Below are 17,172 nucleotides of genomic sequence, written 5' to 3'. Positions count from 1 at the left end.
AACCATTGATCGCTACCGTCGTCGTCATGGGCCTCTCCCCGATAATCAGCTTGGTTAGCGCTAACATATCGGAAACTTGGGCAGGAGTCATCCACCCTCCGCGCGCCTGGCGACCAGACGCGGCTTGCGAAGCGGCCCGCCATCGGCCAGAACCGCTGCCAACAGGAGCGAGCAAGCGAGAGACCCCGTGCTGTCCGATATCGACATCGCCCGAGCAGCGGAAAAGCTGCCCCCCGCAGAGATCGGCGCCCGGATCGGCATCCCGCCGGAAGCGTTGATCCCTTACGGCCGTGACAAGGCCAAGCTGGATCCCGCCTATCTGAAGACCCTGGACGGCAGGCCGGAGGGTCGGCTGATCCTTGTCACCGCCGTCAATCCCACCCCTGCGGGCGAGGGCAAGACGACGACCACCGTCGGCTTGGGCGACGGGTTGCAGCGGATCGGCGAGAAGACGGCGATTTGCCTGCGCGAGGCGAGCCTCGGCCCCTCCTTCGGCATGAAGGGCGGGGCAGCGGGCGGCGGCTATGCGCAGGTGATTCCGATGGAGGACATGAACCTCCATTTCACCGGGGATTTCCATGCCATCGGAGCGGCGCACAACCTGTTGTCCGCGATGATCGACAACCACATCTACTGGGGCAATGCGCTGGGGATCGACCAGCGGCGCGTGGCATGGAAGCGTGTGGTGGACATGAACGACCGTGCGCTGCGCGAGGTGGTCCTTGGCCTCGGCGGTGCGCCGAATGGCTATCCGCGCGAGGGGGGCTTCGACATCACCGTGGCGTCCGAGGTGATGGCCTGCCTCTGCCTGGCGGAGGACCTGGCGGATCTGGAGGAGCGGCTCGCCCGTATCGTCATCGGTTTCCGCAGCGACAGGTCGCCGGTCTATTGTCGCGACCTGAAGGCCGATGGGGCGATGGCGGTGCTGCTCAAGGACGCCATGCAGCCCAACCTCGTCCAGACGCTGGAGCATACGCCGGCCTTCGTGCATGGAGGGCCGTTCGCGAATATCGCGCATGGCTGCAACTCCGTCGTCGCAACGCGGGCAGCGCTCCATCTCGCCGATTTCGTGGTGACGGAGGCCGGTTTCGGGGCCGATCTCGGGGCGGAGAAGTTCTTCGACATCAAGTGCCGCTCGGCGGGGTTGAAGCCGGACGCGGTGGTGATCGTGGCCACGGTCAGGGCCATCAAGTTCCACGGCGGCGTCGCGCGCGAGGATCTGGGGCGCGAGGATGTGGAGGCCGTGCGGCGGGGCGCGGCCAACCTCGTGCGGCATATCGAGAACGTTCGGAAGTTCGGCGTGCCTGCGGTGGTCGCCATCAACCATTTCTCCTCCGACACGCCGCAGGAGACGCAGGCGCTGATCGAGGCGGCGGGGCAAGCGGGGGCGGAGGCCTATCCCTGCACCCACTGGGCCGATGGCTCGGCGGGGCTTCTGCCGCTCGCCCGCCGGGTGGCGGAGATCGCGCGGTCCGGCGAGGTGCGGTTCAGGCCGCTCTACCCTGCCGACCTGCCGCTGGAGGAGAAGATCGCCACCGTGGCCCGCCAGATCTACGGCGCCGCCGACGTGAGCCTGCCCGAGCAGGCCCGCAGTCAGCTCCGCCGCTGGGAGGAGGAGGGCTATGGCCACCTGCCGGTCTGCATGGCCAAGACGCAGTATTCCTTCTCCGCCGACCCTGCGCTCCGGGGCGCGCCGACCGGCTTCACCCTACCGGTGACGGAAGTGCGGTTGTCGGCGGGGGCGGGTTTCGTCGTCGTCCTCTGCGGAGAGATCCGCACGATGCCCGGGCTGCCGCGCCACCCTGCCGCCGAAACCATCCGGCTGGATGGCGATGGCAACATTCAGGGGCTGTTCTGAATCCGCTTTCGGTGCCGGGGCCGATTGCAAGGCGGTATTCCACCGGCTAAGAGGCGCTATCGCCCACAGCGCGGGAGACCGCCTTGAAACAGCCGCAGGACTGCCTGTCGATGGTCGAGCTCAGGTCCGCCATCGACACGCTGGACCGTGAGATCGTAGCCCTTCTGGTGCGCCGCGCGACCTATATCGACCGTGCCGCGCAGCTGAAACCGGCGGAAGGCCTGCCCGCCCGTATCGAGGCGCGGGTGGAGGAAGTCGTGGCCAATGTGCGCCGCGCGGGCACGGAGCTGGGCCTGGACCCCGACCTGGCGGAGGCGCTCTGGCGGCGGCTCATAGACTGGTCCATCGCGCGCGAGGAACAGGTGCTTGGCCCATCGGCCAATTCCTCGGCTAACCCACCGACCAGCCCATTGGCCAGCCCATCGGAAGGACAGACGGAATGACGGCAAAGATCATCGACGGCAAGGCTTTCGCCGCCGGCATCCGGGAACGTGTGGCGGTGGAAGTCGCGCGGATCAGGGCAGAGGCGGATATCATCCCCGGTCTCGCCGTGGTTCTGGTGGGAGAGGATCCGGCCAGTCAGGTCTATGTGAAGAACAAGGGTGTCCAGACCCGTGCTGCGGGGATGGAGAGCTTCGAGTATCGCCTGCCGTCCCAGACGCCGGAGGCTGAGCTTCTCGCGCTCATCGACCGGCTGAATGCCGATCCCGCGGTGCATGGCATTCTCGTCCAGCTTCCCCTTCCGCGTCATATGGACGAGGCGCGGGTCATCAACGCCCTCGACCCGGCGAAGGATGTGGACGGTTTCCACGTCATCAACGTGGGGCGTCTCGCCACCGGGCAAAAGGCGATGGTCCCCTGCACGCCGCTCGGCTGCCTGATGCTGCTCCGCGACCAGATGGGCGATCTGGCGGGGCGAAGGGCGGTCGTCGTCGGGCGTTCCAACATCGTAGGTAAGCCGATGGCGCAGCTTCTGCTGCGGGAAAGCTGCACAGTCACCGTCGCTCATAGCCGGACGCGCGACCTTCCCGCGCTCTGCCGCGAAGCGGAGATCCTCGTGGCGGCGGTGGGCCGTCCCGGGATGGTCCGGGGCGACTGGATCCGTCCGGGGGCCGTTGTCATCGACGTGGGCATCAACCGCATCGACGCGGGCGAGGGGCGGACACGGCTGGCGGGCGACGTGGCCTTTGACGAGGCGGCGCAGGTCGCGGGCGCGATCACTCCCGTGCCGGGCGGCGTCGGACCTATGACCATTGCCTGCCTTCTCGCCAATACGCTCACCGCCTGCGCACGGGCGAACGGGCTGGCGGAGCCGGAGGGGCTGACGCTCTGAGGCCCGACGCGCGGCCCCGAATGGGTGCCGGGTGCGGGGCAGCGAGGCGGTATCACAGGAGCCATCCGGGTTTGTCAGGCTGCTGAAAAAGTTCAGAAGTCTCGTGCCTGTGCTCCGGAAACCGGCTCTGGAACGACTTAAAACATGCAGATTTCCGGCCGGATTTCTTGTTATTGCGAAAGATTTCAGCTCCAACGCAGAGCTGGAAACCTTTCTCAACAGCCTGCGAAGTTACTCGCCTTGTCGGGGAAGAGGGCCCGCGACCGCTGGCGAGGGCCTGCGCGGATGCGGGGTGTCAGGGCTCCGCGGGCGGATCGACCGGGATCATCGTCCCTTGCACGATGGCGATGGTGCGGGTTCGGCCCGCCTCCTCCGCCAACACTTCGCCGCGCACCACGATGAGCCGCCGTCCGGCACGCACGACCTCCCCAGTGGCGATCAGTCGCTCGCCGATGGCGGGGGAGAGCAGGTTGATCTTCATTTCCGCCGTCATCACTTCCGAGCCAGGAGGGATGAGCGTCAGTGCCGCATAGCCTGCCGCCGTATCGACCAGCGTGAACGTGGCCCCCGCATGGCCCGCCCCATGCTGCTGGCGGGTCTCGGGCAGGAGGGGGGCGGAGATGACGCAGCGGCCCTCCGTCACTTCATCCAGCGTCGCCTTCAGCGTCGCGAGCATCGTTTGCCGCGCGAAGCTCGCGCGGATACGGCTCTCCAGCGGCTCTGTCGCGGTATCCATCCGGTCCCTCCCTCTTTCTGTCAGACAATCCCTCTTTCTGTCAGACAATTGCGGGTTTTTCCCGCCGGGGAAAGCGGAAGTTCAGCCAACCGCCGCCATGGGCACGGCGCGCGCCAAAGGTCCTGTGAGCACGGCGAGCGCGCCGGGTGCCATGAGGGAGGCAAGCACCGGGCTTCTGCAGCCAAGCCCGCCGGTGTAGCTCCCAAAGGCAGGCATGATGACCCGTGTGCCGTCGATCAGGAAGCACGGGCGGGAGACGCTGGTGCCGCCCAGCCCCAGACGGGCCTTGGGATGATAATGGCCGGAAACCTCGCCACTGGCTTCTTCCGCGATGTGGCGGAAGACCAGCGGCCCCACCGTCACCGCCGCCACATGCGCGCCGCCAAGCGCCACGGGCCCGGGGTCGTGGTTGCCTTCCACCCAGAGCCAGCGGCGCCCCGCCATCAGGCGGAGCAGGCGGAGCCGCTCCTCCTCATCGATCTCATCCGCCGCCGCGGCATCGTCGAAACTGTCGCCAAGCGCGATCACCGTGGTCGGGCGGAGCGCATCCACCAGCGTCTCCAGACGGAACAGCGTCTCGGCCACCTCATAGGGCGGCAGAAGCTGGCCCCCCCGCCGGGCCGCGCGCCGCGCCTTGCCGAAATGAAGGTCCGACACGGTGAGCAGTCCCTGCTCCGGCCACCACAGCGCACCGGAGGAGAGGGCCGTCAGCCGGGCGCCCTGAAGCTGAAACATGAAACCGTTCATGCTCCGTTCTTGGCCTGCACATCCGGGATTCGCAAGTCGGCGATTTGCAGGCCGGCGAGTTGCAGGTCGGCTAGGCCGGCCTCCTCCAGCAACCTCCCCGCCCTGTCGGCCAGAAGACGCTCCCGCCCCGCGCCGTCGATCGGGACACGGCCATGCTCCAGCATCAGCGGCGCGGAAAGCGGGGTCACTCTGTCGAGCCGCACGAGGTCGATCCGGTCGCCCACGCGGTCGAGCATGGTCTCGATCCGGCCGAAATCGACCAGCCCGCGCATCGCCTCCTCCCGCGTGGCGCGGAGCATCAGGTGATCCGGGTCATAGCGGCGGAGCGTGTCGTAGAGGATATCGGAGGAAAAGGTCGCCTGCCGCCCCGATTTCCGTTGACCGGGCAGGTTGCGGGTGATCAGCCCGGCGATGGTGGCGACCGCGCGGAAGGACCGCTTCATCACGGCATTCCCCTGCAACCAGCCCTCCAACCCCTCCCGGAGCCTTGTCCGGTCGAACAGCGGGGCGGCGTCTGTCATGGGCTCAAGCCCCCAGATCAGCGTGGCGTAATCGGTGGCGACGAAGCCCAGCGGGCCAAGTCCCTCCTCCTCCATCCGCCGCGTGAGCAGGAGGCCGAGCGTCTGCTGCGCATTCCGCCCCGCGAAACCGTAGATGCAGTGATGGATGCGCCCGTCATGGGGGAAGCATTCGATCAGCAGCCGGTCGCGTTCGGGCAGGCGGGAGATGTCGCGTTGCAGCGCCAGCCAGTCTGCCGTGTGGTGCGGAAGACCGGGCCAGTCGCGCCGGGCGAAGATGTCGAGGATCCGGTCGGTCAGCAGGGTGGAAGTCGCGAACTTGGTGCCGTCGTACACTGCGATCTTGGGATCGGCGCCGGGGCTGCGGCTCACCTCCACAGTCAGGTCGCGCAGACCTTCGTAGCGCACCACCTGACCACCGATCAGGAAGGTGTCGCCGGGTGTCAGCGTGGCGGCGAAAGCCTCCTCCACCTCCCCCAGCGGCTGGCCCTGCCCGCGGAACCGGACGCGCAGCTTGTCGGTGTCGATGATCGTGCCGAGGTTCATGCGGATGGTCTGCGCACTCCGCGGATCGCGAAGCTGCCACAGGCCGTCCGGCCCTTGCCGGAGCCGCTGCCAGCGGTCATAGGCCCGGAGCGCATAGCCGCCCGTCGCGGTGAAATCCAGACAGGCGTCGAAATCGGCCCGCTTCAGCATCGCATAAGGCCCGGCGGTCACTACCTCCGCGTAAAGCCGGTCCGCATCGAAGGGTCCGGCGGCGGCGGTGGCCGCGATATGCTGGCAGAGCACGTCGAGCGGGCCAGGGCCGCGCGGCTCCCCGTCCAGTGCATGATCGCGCATCGCGTCCAGCGCGGCCTGACATTCCACCACCTCGAACCGGTTCGCGGGCACCAGCAGCGCCTTGGACGGTGCGTTGTAGCGGTGGTTGGCTCGCCCGATCCGTTGAACGAGGCGCTTGACGTTCTTCGGCGCACCCACCTGAATGACCAGATCGACATCGCCCCAGTCGATACCGAGATCAAGACTCCCCGTGCAGACGATGGCGCGGAGCGCTCCCGCCGTCATCGCTGCCTCCACCCGCTCCCGTGCCTCCCGTGCGAGGCTGCCGTGGTGGATGGCAATGGGAAGGTCGTCCCCGTTCGCCAGCCACAGATCGCGGAAGAACAGTTCCGCCTGTGCCCGCGTGTTGTGGAAGATCAGGGTGGTGCGATGGCGCTTCACCTCCTCCAGGATCGCGGGAATGGCATAGCGCCCGCCGCCGCCTGCCCAGGGGGGCGGGACATCGGTCGCGAGCATGGCGATGTCCGGGTCTGGGCCGGGATCGGCCGCAAGGATCCGGCAGGTCGCCGGATGGCGGGCGAGAAAGCGGCCGAGCGCGGGCGGATCCTCCACCGTGGCCGACAGGCCCACCCGCCGGAGACCGGGCGCCAGAATCTCCAGCCGTGCAAGCGACAGCATGAGTTGATCCCCGCGCTTCGAGTCCGCGAGCGCATGGATCTCATCGACGATCACCCGCTTCAGCCCTGCGAAAACCCGTGGCGCATCCTCATAGGACAGCATGAGTGCCAGACTTTCAGGCGTGGTGAGCAGGATATGGGGCGGGTCTGCGCGCTGCCGCTTGCGGCGGGTCTGGCTGGTGTCGCCGGTTCTGTCGTCCACCCGGATCGGCAGCGCCATCTCCTCGATCGGACGGAGAAGGTTGCGCCTTATGTCCGCGGTCAGCGCCTTGAGCGGCGAGACATAGAGCGTGTGGAGACCGGGTTTCGGCGCAGCGGAGATGTCGATGAGCGACGGCAGGAAACCCGCCAGCGTCTTGCCCCCGCCCGTCGGTGCAACGAGCAACAGCGCCGACTCCCCCGCATGTTCCAGCATCGACCGCTGATGCGGATGGACAGACCAGCCCCGTGCGGAGAACCAGTCGTGGAAGGGGGGTGGAAGAGCGCTCATCCCCCCTATCTAGGAGCGCGCTCGCCCGGCTTCGAGTGGTCTGCGTTGTGTTTGAGGGGCTGGGTTTTCGTTCCGCATGGTGGCTTCTGCCGAAGTGGCCTCTCGGCGGCGTCGTGGGTGGGTTCTCCCTTTTCCGGCTCACCGGCAGAAGGCCGTCTGTCCCGCTTTCGCGTCAGAAGCGCTGGCCTGCTCCACGCCGACCGGGTCACGCCTCCGCCTGCGCCGCAGAAGCGCCTGCCCGTCCGCCACGCGACTATCCCGCTTGCGAGGCGCAACCTCGCGCCTCGCCGTGCCCCGACCACTGACGGGACGATCCAGGGAACGGGTGGAGTGACGACGCCGCAGACTACGTCCTGCTCCGTCGTCCGCCGGAAGGTCAACGCAAAGGCATTGCCTCCTGCAATACCCAGACCAAGCTCCTGACACGCGATTGGCATTCACCCGGCGATCCAGAAACGTCTCCTGCAATCAGGATCGCCACCGGGCAACGGTCCTTGCCCGCACAGCGTGCTGGGGCTCAACCGCGGGCCGGAATATCTTGCAGCAAGCCGCGGGAATCCGTATCTCGAGGGCGTCGATAATGACCCCCGGGCGACAGTTCTTACTCGCACCCGCGCTGGGCGTCAGCCGTGCGGCGGAATATCTCGCGGCAGACTGCAGATATACTTATTCTCATCCGCAGCATTCCGGACCGCCGCCGGACGACTGTCCCTGATCCCACTCCATGCAAGAATTCAGCAGTGGGCCGGGATATCTCGCGGCATGCCGCCGGCATCCGTATCTCGAGCGCGTCGATAACGACTGCCGGGCGACAGCTCTTACTCTCACGCCTGGCGGGGGAGTATCTCACGGCAGGCCGCGAATATCCACATGCGGAGAGATAAAGACCCCCGCCGGGCGACGGTCCCGGATCGCACTCTGTACATGCGTTCAGCCGCCGGTCGGGATATCTCGCGGCGGACCCGGAGGGATCCGCCCTCTCATGCGAAGGGATCAGTCCTCGGCGAAGACGTCGGCCCATTCGGGGTGGCGCTGCCGGAACGCGATGACGAACGGGCAGGTGGGGTAGATCTTTACCCCTTCCTCCCGCGCGTCACTGACCAGCCGTTCCACCAGTGCGTTGCCGATGCCCTCGCCCCGGAAGGCGGGAGGCACTCCGGTATGGTCTGCTATGATGAGACGGGGAGAGGCAATGGAATAGGTCAGTTCCGCCTCCGATCCGTCCTTTTTCATCACATAGCGGCCCCTGCTGCCCGAGACTTCTCTTTCGATTTTCGTGTCAGTCAACGATCGTAGCCTCCGTTAGGGACCGAAGCTCCGCCTCGGTCACGCCATCTGCAAGCTCCACAAGCTTCAGGCCGCCCGGCACCACGTCAAGCACTCCGAGGTTGGTGACGATGCGGTCCACCACCGCCTTGCCGGTGAGCGGGAGCGTACACTCCTTTAGAACTTTCGACTCACCCGCTTTGTTCGCGTGATCCATCACGACGACGACACGTTTCACACCGGCGACAAGATCCATCGCCCCGCCCATGCCCTTAACCAGCTTGCCCGGGATCATCCAGTTGGCCAGATCACCCGTCTCTGACACTTCCATGGCACCGAGAATGGCCATTGCGATCTTTCCACCCCGGATCATGGCAAAGCTCTGCGCGCTGTCGAAGAAGGCGGTCTGCGGAAGCGCCGTCACCGTCTGCTTGCCCGCATTGATGAGATCGGGATCCTCCTCGCCCTCATAGGGGAATGGGCCGATGCCGAGCATGCCGTTTTCCGATTGCAGCGTGACGTTCACGCCCTCGGGGATGTAGTTCGCGACCAGCGTCGGAATGCCGATGCCAAGGTTCACATACCAGCCGTCCTGCAGATCCTGCGCGGCGCGCGCGGCCATGCGGTTGCGGTCCCAGCCCTTCTTCACCTCGCCGGCCATCAGACTTCCTCCCCTGCCGCGGCGGAGGCCGGGCGCGCGCGCGTGGTGCGCTGTTCGATGCGGTTTTCGTGGTGGCCCTGGATCAGCCGGTGGATATAGACGCCCGGCAGGTGGATTTCGTCCGGGTCGAGAGAGCCGACGGGTACGATCTCCTCGACCTCGCAGACGCAGATCTTGCCGCAGGTCGCGGCGGGCGGGTTGAAGTTGCGTGCCGTCTTGCGGAAAACGACATTGCCCGTCTCGTCGGCCTTCCACGCCTTCACGATGGAGAGATCGGCGACCAGACCGCGTTCGAGGATGTAGGTCTCTCCGTCGAAGTCCTTGTGTTCCTTTCCGTCCGCGATGATCGTGCCGACGCCGGTCTTGGTGTAGAATCCGGGAATGCCTGCTCCGCCCGCGCGCATCCGCTCGGCCAGCGTGCCCTGCGGGTTGAACTCCACCTCGATCTCGTTCGACAGGTATTGCCGCATGAATTCCGCATTCTCGCCCACGTAGGAGGAGATCATCTTGCGGATCTGCTTGGTCTGGAGAAGCAGGCCCAGCCCGAATTCATCCACCCCGCAGTTGTTGGAGGCGATGACCAGTTCCTTGGTGCCTGCGTCCCGGATCGCGGAAATGCAGAGTTCCGGGATGCCGCAGAGGCCGAAACCGCCCGCGGCGATCAGCATTCCGTCGAACAGTAGGCCGTCGAGAGCCTCCTGAGCGTTGCCGTAGATCTTCCCCATCCGGTCCTCCCGTCCGTTTCCCTCGCGGAAGTTGTGGCAACGGGGGCGGGGCATGTCAATGCGCCCGCAGCAAGGGCCCCCCTCACTCGCTGGAGGCGGCTTTCTTTGTAGCAGTCTTTGCCGCCGGCTTTTTCGCGGCAGCCGTCTTAGCAGGTGCCGTTTCTGCGGTGGCCGTTTTTGCGGTGGCCTTTTTCGCCGGCGCTTTCTTTGCCGGAGCCTTCTTGGCTGCCGCTTTCTTCGGTGCCGCCTTCTTGCCCCCCTTGGTGGCCTTCGCGGCGATCAGGGGCAGCGCTTCCTCCAGCGTGACGGTCTCCGGCTGCACTTCCTTTGGCAGGGTCGCATTGACCTTGCCCCATTTGACGTAGGGGCCATAGCGCCCTGCCATCACCTGTACGGGGCCGCCGTCGGGATGCTCCCCGAGTTCCTTCAGTGGCGCCGCCTTGGCCGCGCCGCGTCCGCGGGAGGCTTTCTGGGCCAGCACCTCCACCGCACGGTTCATGCCGATGGTGAAAACCTCTTCCACATCCGGCAGGTTGGCATAGGTGGTGCCGTGTTTGACGTAAGGTCCGAAGCGCCCGATGCCCGCCTCCACCAGCACGCCGTCCTCCGGGTGGTCACCGATGGGCCGGGGCAGTTCCAGAAGCTGGAGTGCCTTCTCGAGCGTCATTTCGCCCGGCGCCCAACCTTTGGGCAGCGATGCGCGGGGCGGCTTGGGCACGTCCTCCGACGCCTCCCCCCGCTGCACATAGGGGCCGAAGCGTCCGGTGCGGATGGTGATCGGCAGGCCCGCCTCGTCATTGCCGAGGATGCGGCCATCGGCGGACAACGCCTCCTCATCCCCGCCGGGAGCGGAGAGGGGGCGTGTGTAGCGGCATTCGGGATAGTTGGAGCAGCCGATGAACGCGCTGCCGAACCGCGCGGTCTTAAGGTGCAGATCGCCCTTGCCGCAGAGCGGGCAGAGCCGCGGATCTGAGCCGTCGGCCTTTGGCGGATAGAGATGCGGGGACAGAACCTCGTCGATCTTGTCGAGCACCTCCGAGATCCGCAGATCCGACGTGCCCTCCAGCGCGGCAGAGAAATCCTTCCAGAATCGCGCCAGCACATCCTTGTAATCCCGCTCCCCGGCAGAGATGTCGTCGAGCTGCCCCTCCAGATCGGCGGTGAAGTCGTATTCGACATAACGGCGGAAGTAGTTGGACAGAAAGGCGGTGACGAGCCGGCCCTTGTCCTCCGGGATCAGGCGGTTCTTTTCCTTGCGGACGTATTCCCGGTCCTGGATCGTCGTGACGATGGAGGCATAGGTGGAGGGCCGACCGATCCCCAGCTCCTCCATCCGCTTGACGAGGGTCGCCTCCGTGTAGCGGGGGGGCGGCTGGGTGAAGTGCTGCTCGGGCTGGATGTCGCGCTTTTCCGCGGGTTCGCCCTGCATGATCTGCGGCAGCCGGGCGCCGTCCTCGTCGCCATCATCGTCCCGGCCTTCCTCGTAAACCCTGAGGAATCCGTCGAACAGCACGACCTGCCCGGTGGCGCGAAGGCCGACCTGACCATCCGCGGAGGTGACATCTACGGTCGTCCGCTCCATCCGGGCGCTGGCCATCTGGCTGGCGATGGTCCGCTTCCAAATCAGTTCGTAGAGCCGCCGCTGGTCGGTTTCGGAGACGCCGAGCTTGTCAGCCGACATCGACATGTCGGTCGGGCGGATGCACTCATGCGCTTCCTGCGCGTTCTTGGCCTTGTTCTTGTAGAGCCGCGGGCTGTTCGGCACGTAGTCCTTGCCGAACCGCCGGCCGATTTCGGCCCGTGCGGCGGAGACCGCCTCCGGGGCCATGTCGATCCCGTCGGTCCGCATATAGGTGATATAGCCCGCCTCGTAGAGCCGCTGGGCCGCCGTCATCGTGGCCCGCGCGCCCATGCCGAACTTGCGCGACGCTTCCTGCTGGAGAGTGGAGGTCATGAAGGGCGGGGAGGGGTTGCGGCTCGCGGGCTTCGATTCGACACCCTGCACCGTCAGGTCGCGGGATCGGATCGCCTGCACCGCGATCTCCGCTGCCTCTGCCGTCGGAATGTCGTAGCGGTCGAGCTTCTTGCCGCCCAGAACGGTCAGGCGCGCCTGATATTCCTGCCCCCGCGGTGTGACCAGCACGGCCGTTACGGACCAGTATTCGCGGGCACGGAACGCCTCGATCTCCATCTCGCGCTCTACGATGAGCCGCAGGCAGACGGACTGCACCCGGCCCGCCGACTTGGCCCCCGGCAGCTTGCGCCATAGCACCGGCGAGAGGTTGAACCCCACAAGATAGTCGAGCGCGCGGCGGGCGAGATAGGCCTCCACCAACTCCATATCCACGTCGCGGGGGGCCTCCATGGCCTTGGTGACGGCATCCTTGGTGATGGCGTTGAAGGTCACGCGGGAGACCTTCTTCTTGGCGATCGCCTTCGACAGCGCTTCCTTCAGGTGCCAAGAGATGGCCTCCCCCTCCCTGTCAGGGTCGGTAGCGAGGATCAGCGTGTCATCATCCTTCAGCGCGTCGGTGATCGCCTTGACATGTTTCTTGCTGTCGGAGGCAACCTCCCACTTCATGGAGAAATCGTGTTCGGGATCGACGGAGCCATCCTTCGGCGGCAGGTCGCGTACATGCCCGTAAGAGGCCAGAACGGTGAAACCGGGGCCAAGGTACTTGTTTATGGTCTTGGCTTTGGCGGGCGATTCGACGACGACGACGGCCATTCATCCTCCTGCCGCGGCGCAGGTGTGAGTGTCGGCCGCGCGGCGGCTTACATGTGACGGGACGCCCCGCTTGTCAACCGGGGGGCGGCGGCACGGCAGCCGCCCCCCGTGCGCAAATCAGCGCAGAACGCCGTCGCCGTTTTTGTCGGCGGAGGCGAAATCGGCCATGATCTGATCGATGAACTCCTTCTTCGAGAGCCAGCCGTTGCGGTTCTTGTCCATGATCTGGAACTGGGAGGCAGACAGGACCTGGCTCGTCTCCGACGGTTCAAGCCGCCCGTTGCCGTTGGTGTCGAGCTGCGTGAAGGCCCGTTCTGCATAAGCCTGCATTTCGGCTCGGGTGACGACCCCGTCGCCATTGGCATCCATGAGCTGGAGGACGCGTTCGTCAATTACGCCGACGCCTTCGGACTGCGCGAGCACGGGCGTCGCGAGAAGCGTCGCGGCGCAGGCGAGGATCAGTTTGCGGTTCATTCTTGTCTCTCCCTCAGCCACAGGTCAGCTGGTTACCGGCCTGACCGCCGAGCGCTGCACCGGTCGCGGTGATGATCGTGCGACCCGTCCCACCGCCGAAGGCGTTGCCGAGCGCGGCGCCCAACACGGCACCCGTCACACTGCCCGCGATACATCCGGCCTCATGCTGACGATAGGCGCTTTCTTCCGGTGTCGTCGGGCCGCAGGCCGCGAGGGCGAGTGCCGCGGCGCAACACAGCAATCCGGTTCGTTTCAACATATCATCCTCCGTTGAGTTTCGACGCGACCGGGCGCGTCTGCCATGCCCTCAAGGTGACGCAGCCACGGAACGAGTCAAATGCGAGCGGCACATCGCGCGTCAACACAGCCGCCATGGACAGCCGCCCTGGGCGCGAAGCTCTGTCGGCCACGCTGGAGGGTTTGCGGAGCCGGATGGAAGAAAGCGGTCACGTGCTCTTCTTCGTCGTCGTGAGGACACCCGGGCAGCAGGAGGGCGTTACGCGCCGGCGAAAGGCGCTGCCTCCCCTTACCTTCGCAGCCGGCATCCTTCAGGAAAATGGCGTAGATGCCCGATCTAACGACATGCATGCTCTTGTCGCGCGTCATGCCCGGCTTAGCAGGCCACCCGGATGACGGAACACACGTCCCTCCAGTTCAAGAGAGAGAAGGGCGGGCGCGCCCTCTCCCACGCTGATGCCGAGATCGCGGAGCACCTGATCCTCCGGCACGGGACTGTGGCTCAGCCGATCCAGAATGAGGTGAGGAAGCGGAGCATCGCCCCGGGCGGCCGCGACCACGGCCCCGCCAGGCCGCGGGCGCCGCGTCCGAAGGTCGGGGCCTGCGTGACAGATGGGTGCAACTGGCCGCCGTGATTCCGCTGTGCCGGGACACAGGAGTTGATCGGGAAGCGCTGCGAGCGCTGCGATCACATCTTCCACCCCCCGCACCAGAAGCGCTCCCTCCCGAATGAGCAGATTGCAGCCACCCGCGCGTTCATCCAGCGGATGACCGGGAACAGCCATCACCTCCCGCCCCTGATCCAGCGCGTTCCGCGCGGTGATGAGGCTGCCGGAACGGGGCGCAGCTTCCACCACCACCACGGCATGACTGAGGCCGGAGACGATCCTGTTGCGCTGGGGGAAGTGCCTTGCAAGCGGTTGCATCCCCGGGGGTTGCTCGCTCAGGCGGAGGCCGGAGCGACCGATCCGGGACGCCAGATCAGTGTTTTCACGGGGATAGATCACGTCTATCCCTCCTGCTTGAACCGCGATCGTGCCGTGGGGAAGTGCCGCCTCATGCGCGGCGGTGTCGATGCCGCGGGCAAGGCCGGAGACGACCGGAAACCCGGCCTCAGCCAGCGTGCCTGCAAGCCGTCGTGCCATGCGGATGCCGAGGCTGGATGCATTGCGCGCGCCGACCAGCGCCACCATCGGCCTCCTCAGAAGGGAAATGTCACCGAGGGCCCAGAGGAGCGGTGGCCCATCCGGGATTTCGGCCAGCAGGCGCGGGTAGTCGGGCTCTCCCTCGAACAGAAGGCGAGCGCCTGCTGCGCGACCGGCAGCGATTTCCGCCCGCACGAGCGCTCCGCCCGCGGGGCGGTAGTCCCGCGCGCCCGACGCCGCCGCAAGTGTGGGAAGCGCCTCCAATGCCCGAAGCGCGGAGCCATGTTCCGCGAGGAGACGCCGAAAGGTCAAAACCCCCACCCGGGGCGATCGGATCAGCCTGAGCCGCGCGAACCGTTCCTCCTCCGCCAACAGAGGGTTGGGGAGAGGGCTGGGCATATCCTTCATCGTCAGGCTCCATCCTGCACCACGGGAGCCACTGTCGCCGAAGAACGTTAATACCGGGTGAATCCGCCGACCGCCCTCGCGGGTGAGTAAATCCGCAGCCTGGAGCCCCGACGGTCCCGTTCAGCCCGCGTTGCACCTACGAGAGCCGCAGATCCGAATCTTGGAGCGTAGGCGGTTGCCCTTGGTGCAAGATGCCGATCAGAATCGCCTTCTGAAGCAGTTGAACCTAGCTCGCCGGACAAGGGCGGTCATTCGTGCCTGGCGCAGTGATTGACCAAAAAGAACCGAAAGCCGACTTTCCACTACCGGAGTGCGATGGCATATCACCTCCTTGAAGGACTTCATGAATATTCATATCAGGCTAGCCGAAAAAGCCGACATTGCAGGCATCTTCAACGTCCGGACCTCGGTGAATGAGAATGTATTATCGGTAGCAGAGCTGGCGGACATGGGTATTACCCCAGAGTCAGTTTTTGCCATGATCGCTGCCGAACCGTGTGCCTGGGTTGCGGTTGAAAACGAGACGATAGTTGGGTTTTCGATGATTGCCCAAGAAGAAGGGTCTTTGTTCGCGGCTTTCGTGCTTCCGTCGCATGAAGGCAGGGGTGTCGGACGTAGCCTTGTGAATGAGGCCGAAAAACACCTCTTCGCTCGTCACACCGCATGTTGGCTAGAGACGGGCAGCACGACACGGGCCGCTGGCTTTTACCGCCGCTTAGGCTGGTCGAACGAACAGGACGCCGGGAACGGCGACATTCGCTTGGAAAAGCGCCGTCCCTGAACGGCAGGTTTGTGCCAGAACGACCATTCCTGCCATCCGGGGCAGAATGCCCCGCATTTGGGTTGGCATTGCTTTCCAGCGCCCTGGACAGGATCCAGGATTGCTTCGCACCGAGTCGCTTCCGGATGGCATTCGATACTTGGAGCGGGGCCGATCCGGCCCCGCGGTGAGATCAGAGCTTGCTGCCCCCGACCGTCAGCCCGCCGATGAGCAGTGTCGGCTGACCCACACCGACGGGCACCCACTGGCCTGCCTTGCCGCAGTTGCCGATGCCGGGGTCCAGCTTCAGGTCATTGCCGACCGCCTGCACATGGCGGAGCGAGGTCGGTCCGTCGCCGATCAGCGTCGCACCCTTCACCGGCGCGCCGACCTTGCCGTTCGTGACGCGGTAGGCCTCGGTGCAGGAAAAGACGAACTTTCCGCTGGTGATATCGACCTGACCGCCGCCGAAACCCACCGCCCAGATGCCATCCTTCACGCGGGAAACGATTTCTTCCGGGTCGTCCGGCCCGGCCAGCATGTAGGTGTTGGTCATGCGGGGCATAGGGGCGTGAACGTAGCTTTCCCGCCGACCATTCCCGGTGGGTTCCACCCCCATCAGGCGCGCATTCTGGCGGTCCTGCATATAGCCGACGAGGATGCCATCCTCGATCAGAACGTTCTTGCGGGAGGGGGTGCCCTCATCGTCGATGGTGATGGAGCCGCGGCGGTCCGGGATGGTGCCGTCATCCAGAACCGTCACGCCCGGCGCGGCGACGCGCTCCCCCAGAAGGCCGGCGAAGGCGGAGGTTTTCTTGCGGTTGAAGTCGCCTTCCAGCCCGTGTCCCACCGCCTCGTGCAGCAGGATGCCGGGCCAGCCGGGGCCGAGCGCCACATCCATGATGCCCGCAGGTGCAGCCTCCGCGCCGAGATTCACGGCGGCGATGCGCAGGGCTTCCCGCGCGGCGGACTGCCAATTCTCCGGCGCGATCAGCCCGAGCAACCCCGCCCGTCCACCGCCGCCCGCAGAGCCGGATTCGCGCCGCCCGTTCTCCTCGATCATCACGGAGATGTAGATCCGGGTCATCGGCCGCACATCGGACAGCCGAAGGCCATCGGGGCGGAGTATCTCCACCTCTTGATGGCTGGCGGCGAGACTGGCGGAGACCTGCACCACACGCGGATCGAGCGCGCGGACCCAGTCGTCGATCTCCCGCAGCAGATCGACCTTGGCCGGGAAGGAGACGCCGTCGATCGGATTCTCATCCGTGTAGAGCCGCCGGTTGGTGCCGGGCGGGGGCGGGGCCATGACCCCGCCGCCATCACCCACGGCCAGCCGCGCCGTCTCTGCCATGCGGCGAAGCGCGGCCTCGCTGATCTCGGAGGAATGGGCATAGCCCGTCACGTCGCCCTTCACGGCACGAAGGCCGAAGCCTTCTGACGCATCGTAACTCGCGGAACGGATTCGCTGATCGTCGAGCACGAGCGCCTCCGACCGGCGCCGTTCAAGGAAAATCTCGCCGTCCTCCGCACCCGAGAGCGTCTCGCGCAGCAGCGCCAGCGCCCGCCCCTCGTCGATCATCGTCTCGAAAGGACGGAAGGAATCGGACATGGTCATTGAAGAACCGT

At 66.0% G+C, this 17,172-nt stretch carries 15 protein-coding genes; 4 read left to right on the top strand and 11 right to left on the bottom strand.

Features of this window, described 5'->3' with window-relative positions:
- The first annotated feature begins 187 nt into the window (after positions 1-187).
- The 3 genes from CG51_RS13330 to folD all read left to right on the top strand — a co-directional run bounded on the left by CG51_RS13330 (position 188) and on the right by folD (position 3,191).
- The gene (locus CG51_RS13330) at positions 188-1,858 is read left to right on the top strand and encodes a formate--tetrahydrofolate ligase (protein WP_035745766.1); all 1,671 of its coding nucleotides are present in this window, start codon (positions 188-190) and stop codon (positions 1,856-1,858) included.
- 83 nt (positions 1,859-1,941) lie between these two features.
- Entirely contained in the window at positions 1,942-2,301 is a 360-nt protein-coding gene (locus tag CG51_RS13325) for a chorismate mutase (protein WP_084695192.1), read from the top strand.
- Positions 2,298-3,191 (top strand): bifunctional methylenetetrahydrofolate dehydrogenase/methenyltetrahydrofolate cyclohydrolase FolD, encoded by an 894-nt coding sequence (folD, locus tag CG51_RS13320; RefSeq protein WP_035745764.1) that lies wholly within the window; start codon positions 2,298-2,300, stop codon positions 3,189-3,191. The genes CG51_RS13325 and folD overlap by 4 nt, the downstream gene beginning before the upstream one ends.
- A 295-nt stretch (positions 3,192-3,486) precedes the next feature.
- Here the strand turns inward: folD and CG51_RS13315 are convergent, their stop codons facing one another.
- From CG51_RS13315 to dprA, 10 genes are all read right to left on the bottom strand, one after another.
- Positions 3,487-3,927 carry a PaaI family thioesterase gene (locus tag CG51_RS13315; RefSeq protein WP_035745762.1) on the bottom strand — a complete coding sequence of 147 codons (441 nt, stop codon included), beginning with the start codon at positions 3,925-3,927 and terminating at the stop codon, positions 3,487-3,489.
- 81 nt (positions 3,928-4,008) lie between these two features.
- Positions 4,009-4,662, bottom strand: coding sequence for a ligase-associated DNA damage response endonuclease PdeM (gene pdeM, locus CG51_RS13310; protein ID WP_416171658.1), 654 nt, complete (start codon positions 4,660-4,662; stop codon positions 4,009-4,011).
- Between the two features lie 8 nt (positions 4,663-4,670).
- Positions 4,671-7,139, bottom strand: a complete 2,469-nt coding sequence (locus CG51_RS13305; RefSeq protein WP_084695191.1) for a ligase-associated DNA damage response DEXH box helicase — start codon at positions 7,137-7,139, stop codon at positions 4,671-4,673.
- A gap of 993 nt (positions 7,140-8,132) precedes the next feature.
- Complete coding sequence (locus tag CG51_RS13300; protein ID WP_035745759.1) at positions 8,133-8,426, bottom strand: GNAT family N-acetyltransferase; 294 nt, start codon at positions 8,424-8,426, stop codon at positions 8,133-8,135.
- Positions 8,419-9,066: a CoA transferase subunit B gene (locus CG51_RS13295; protein WP_035745757.1), complete on the bottom strand. Its 648-nt coding sequence runs from the start codon at positions 9,064-9,066 to the stop codon at positions 8,419-8,421. Before CG51_RS13295 ends, CG51_RS13300 begins: the two co-directional genes overlap by 8 nt.
- Positions 9,066-9,791: a CoA transferase subunit A gene (locus CG51_RS13290; protein ID WP_035745755.1), complete on the bottom strand. Its 726-nt coding sequence runs from the start codon at positions 9,789-9,791 to the stop codon at positions 9,066-9,068. The genes CG51_RS13295 and CG51_RS13290 overlap by 1 nt, the downstream gene beginning before the upstream one ends.
- An 82-nt stretch (positions 9,792-9,873) precedes the next feature.
- Positions 9,874-12,519 (bottom strand): type I DNA topoisomerase, encoded by a 2,646-nt coding sequence (gene topA, locus CG51_RS13285; protein WP_035745753.1) that lies wholly within the window; start codon positions 12,517-12,519, stop codon positions 9,874-9,876.
- Positions 12,520-12,636: 117 nt separating this feature from the next.
- Positions 12,637-12,993 (bottom strand): EF-hand domain-containing protein, encoded by a 357-nt coding sequence (locus CG51_RS13280; RefSeq protein ID WP_035745752.1) that lies wholly within the window; start codon positions 12,991-12,993, stop codon positions 12,637-12,639.
- Between the two features lie 13 nt (positions 12,994-13,006).
- Complete coding sequence (locus CG51_RS13275) at positions 13,007-13,252, bottom strand: glycine zipper 2TM domain-containing protein (protein ID WP_051930578.1); 246 nt, start codon at positions 13,250-13,252, stop codon at positions 13,007-13,009.
- A 343-nt stretch (positions 13,253-13,595) separates the two neighbouring features.
- Positions 13,596-14,774 carry a DNA-processing protein DprA gene (gene dprA, locus CG51_RS13270; RefSeq protein WP_035745797.1) on the bottom strand — a complete coding sequence of 393 codons (1,179 nt, stop codon included), beginning with the start codon at positions 14,772-14,774 and terminating at the stop codon, positions 13,596-13,598.
- A 352-nt stretch (positions 14,775-15,126) separates the two neighbouring features.
- Between dprA and CG51_RS13265 the strand changes: the two genes are divergently transcribed.
- The gene (locus CG51_RS13265) at positions 15,127-15,564 is read left to right on the top strand and encodes a GNAT family N-acetyltransferase (RefSeq protein WP_035745750.1); all 438 of its coding nucleotides are present in this window, start codon (positions 15,127-15,129) and stop codon (positions 15,562-15,564) included.
- A 172-nt stretch (positions 15,565-15,736) separates the two neighbouring features.
- Here CG51_RS13265 and tldD read toward each other — a convergent pair whose 3' ends face one another.
- The gene (tldD, locus tag CG51_RS13260) at positions 15,737-17,155 is read right to left on the bottom strand and encodes a metalloprotease TldD (RefSeq protein ID WP_035745795.1); all 1,419 of its coding nucleotides are present in this window, start codon (positions 17,153-17,155) and stop codon (positions 15,737-15,739) included.
- Between the last annotated feature and the right edge of the window lie 17 nt (positions 17,156-17,172).

The sequence above is a fragment of the Haematobacter missouriensis genome (genome assembly GCF_000740775.1).
In the GTDB taxonomy this organism is placed as follows: Bacteria; Pseudomonadota; Alphaproteobacteria; order Rhodobacterales; family Rhodobacteraceae; genus Haematobacter; species Haematobacter missouriensis.
The sequence above is the reverse complement of the archived record's forward strand: the minus strand, read 5'-3'. Positions and strand labels throughout refer to the sequence as shown.

Coding starts and splice junctions, on each gene's coding strand:
- CG51_RS13275 (WP_051930578.1), bottom strand. CDS start 13,252: ATGTTGAAACGAACCGGATTGCTGTGTTGCGCCGCGGCACTCGCCCTC.
- folD (WP_035745764.1), top strand. CDS start 2,298: ATGACGGCAAAGATCATCGACGGCAAGGCTTTCGCCGCCGGCATCCGG.
- tldD (WP_035745795.1), bottom strand. CDS start 17,155: ATGTCCGATTCCTTCCGTCCTTTCGAGACGATGATCGACGAGGGGCGG.
- CG51_RS13290 (WP_035745755.1), bottom strand. CDS start 9,791: ATGGGGAAGATCTACGGCAACGCTCAGGAGGCTCTCGACGGCCTACTG.
- dprA (WP_035745797.1), bottom strand. CDS start 14,774: ATGCCCAGCCCTCTCCCCAACCCTCTGTTGGCGGAGGAGGAACGGTTC.
- pdeM (WP_416171658.1), bottom strand. CDS start 4,662: ATGTTTCAGCTTCAGGGCGCCCGGCTGACGGCCCTCTCCTCCGGTGCG.
- CG51_RS13280 (WP_035745752.1), bottom strand. CDS start 12,993: ATGAACCGCAAACTGATCCTCGCCTGCGCCGCGACGCTTCTCGCGACG.
- CG51_RS13305 (WP_084695191.1), bottom strand. CDS start 7,139: ATGAGCGCTCTTCCACCCCCCTTCCACGACTGGTTCTCCGCACGGGGC.
- CG51_RS13295 (WP_035745757.1), bottom strand. CDS start 9,066: ATGGCCGGCGAGGTGAAGAAGGGCTGGGACCGCAACCGCATGGCCGCG.
- CG51_RS13315 (WP_035745762.1), bottom strand. CDS start 3,927: ATGGATACCGCGACAGAGCCGCTGGAGAGCCGTATCCGCGCGAGCTTC.
- topA (WP_035745753.1), bottom strand. CDS start 12,519: ATGGCCGTCGTCGTCGTCGAATCGCCCGCCAAAGCCAAGACCATAAAC.
- CG51_RS13265 (WP_035745750.1), top strand. CDS start 15,127: ATGAATATTCATATCAGGCTAGCCGAAAAAGCCGACATTGCAGGCATC.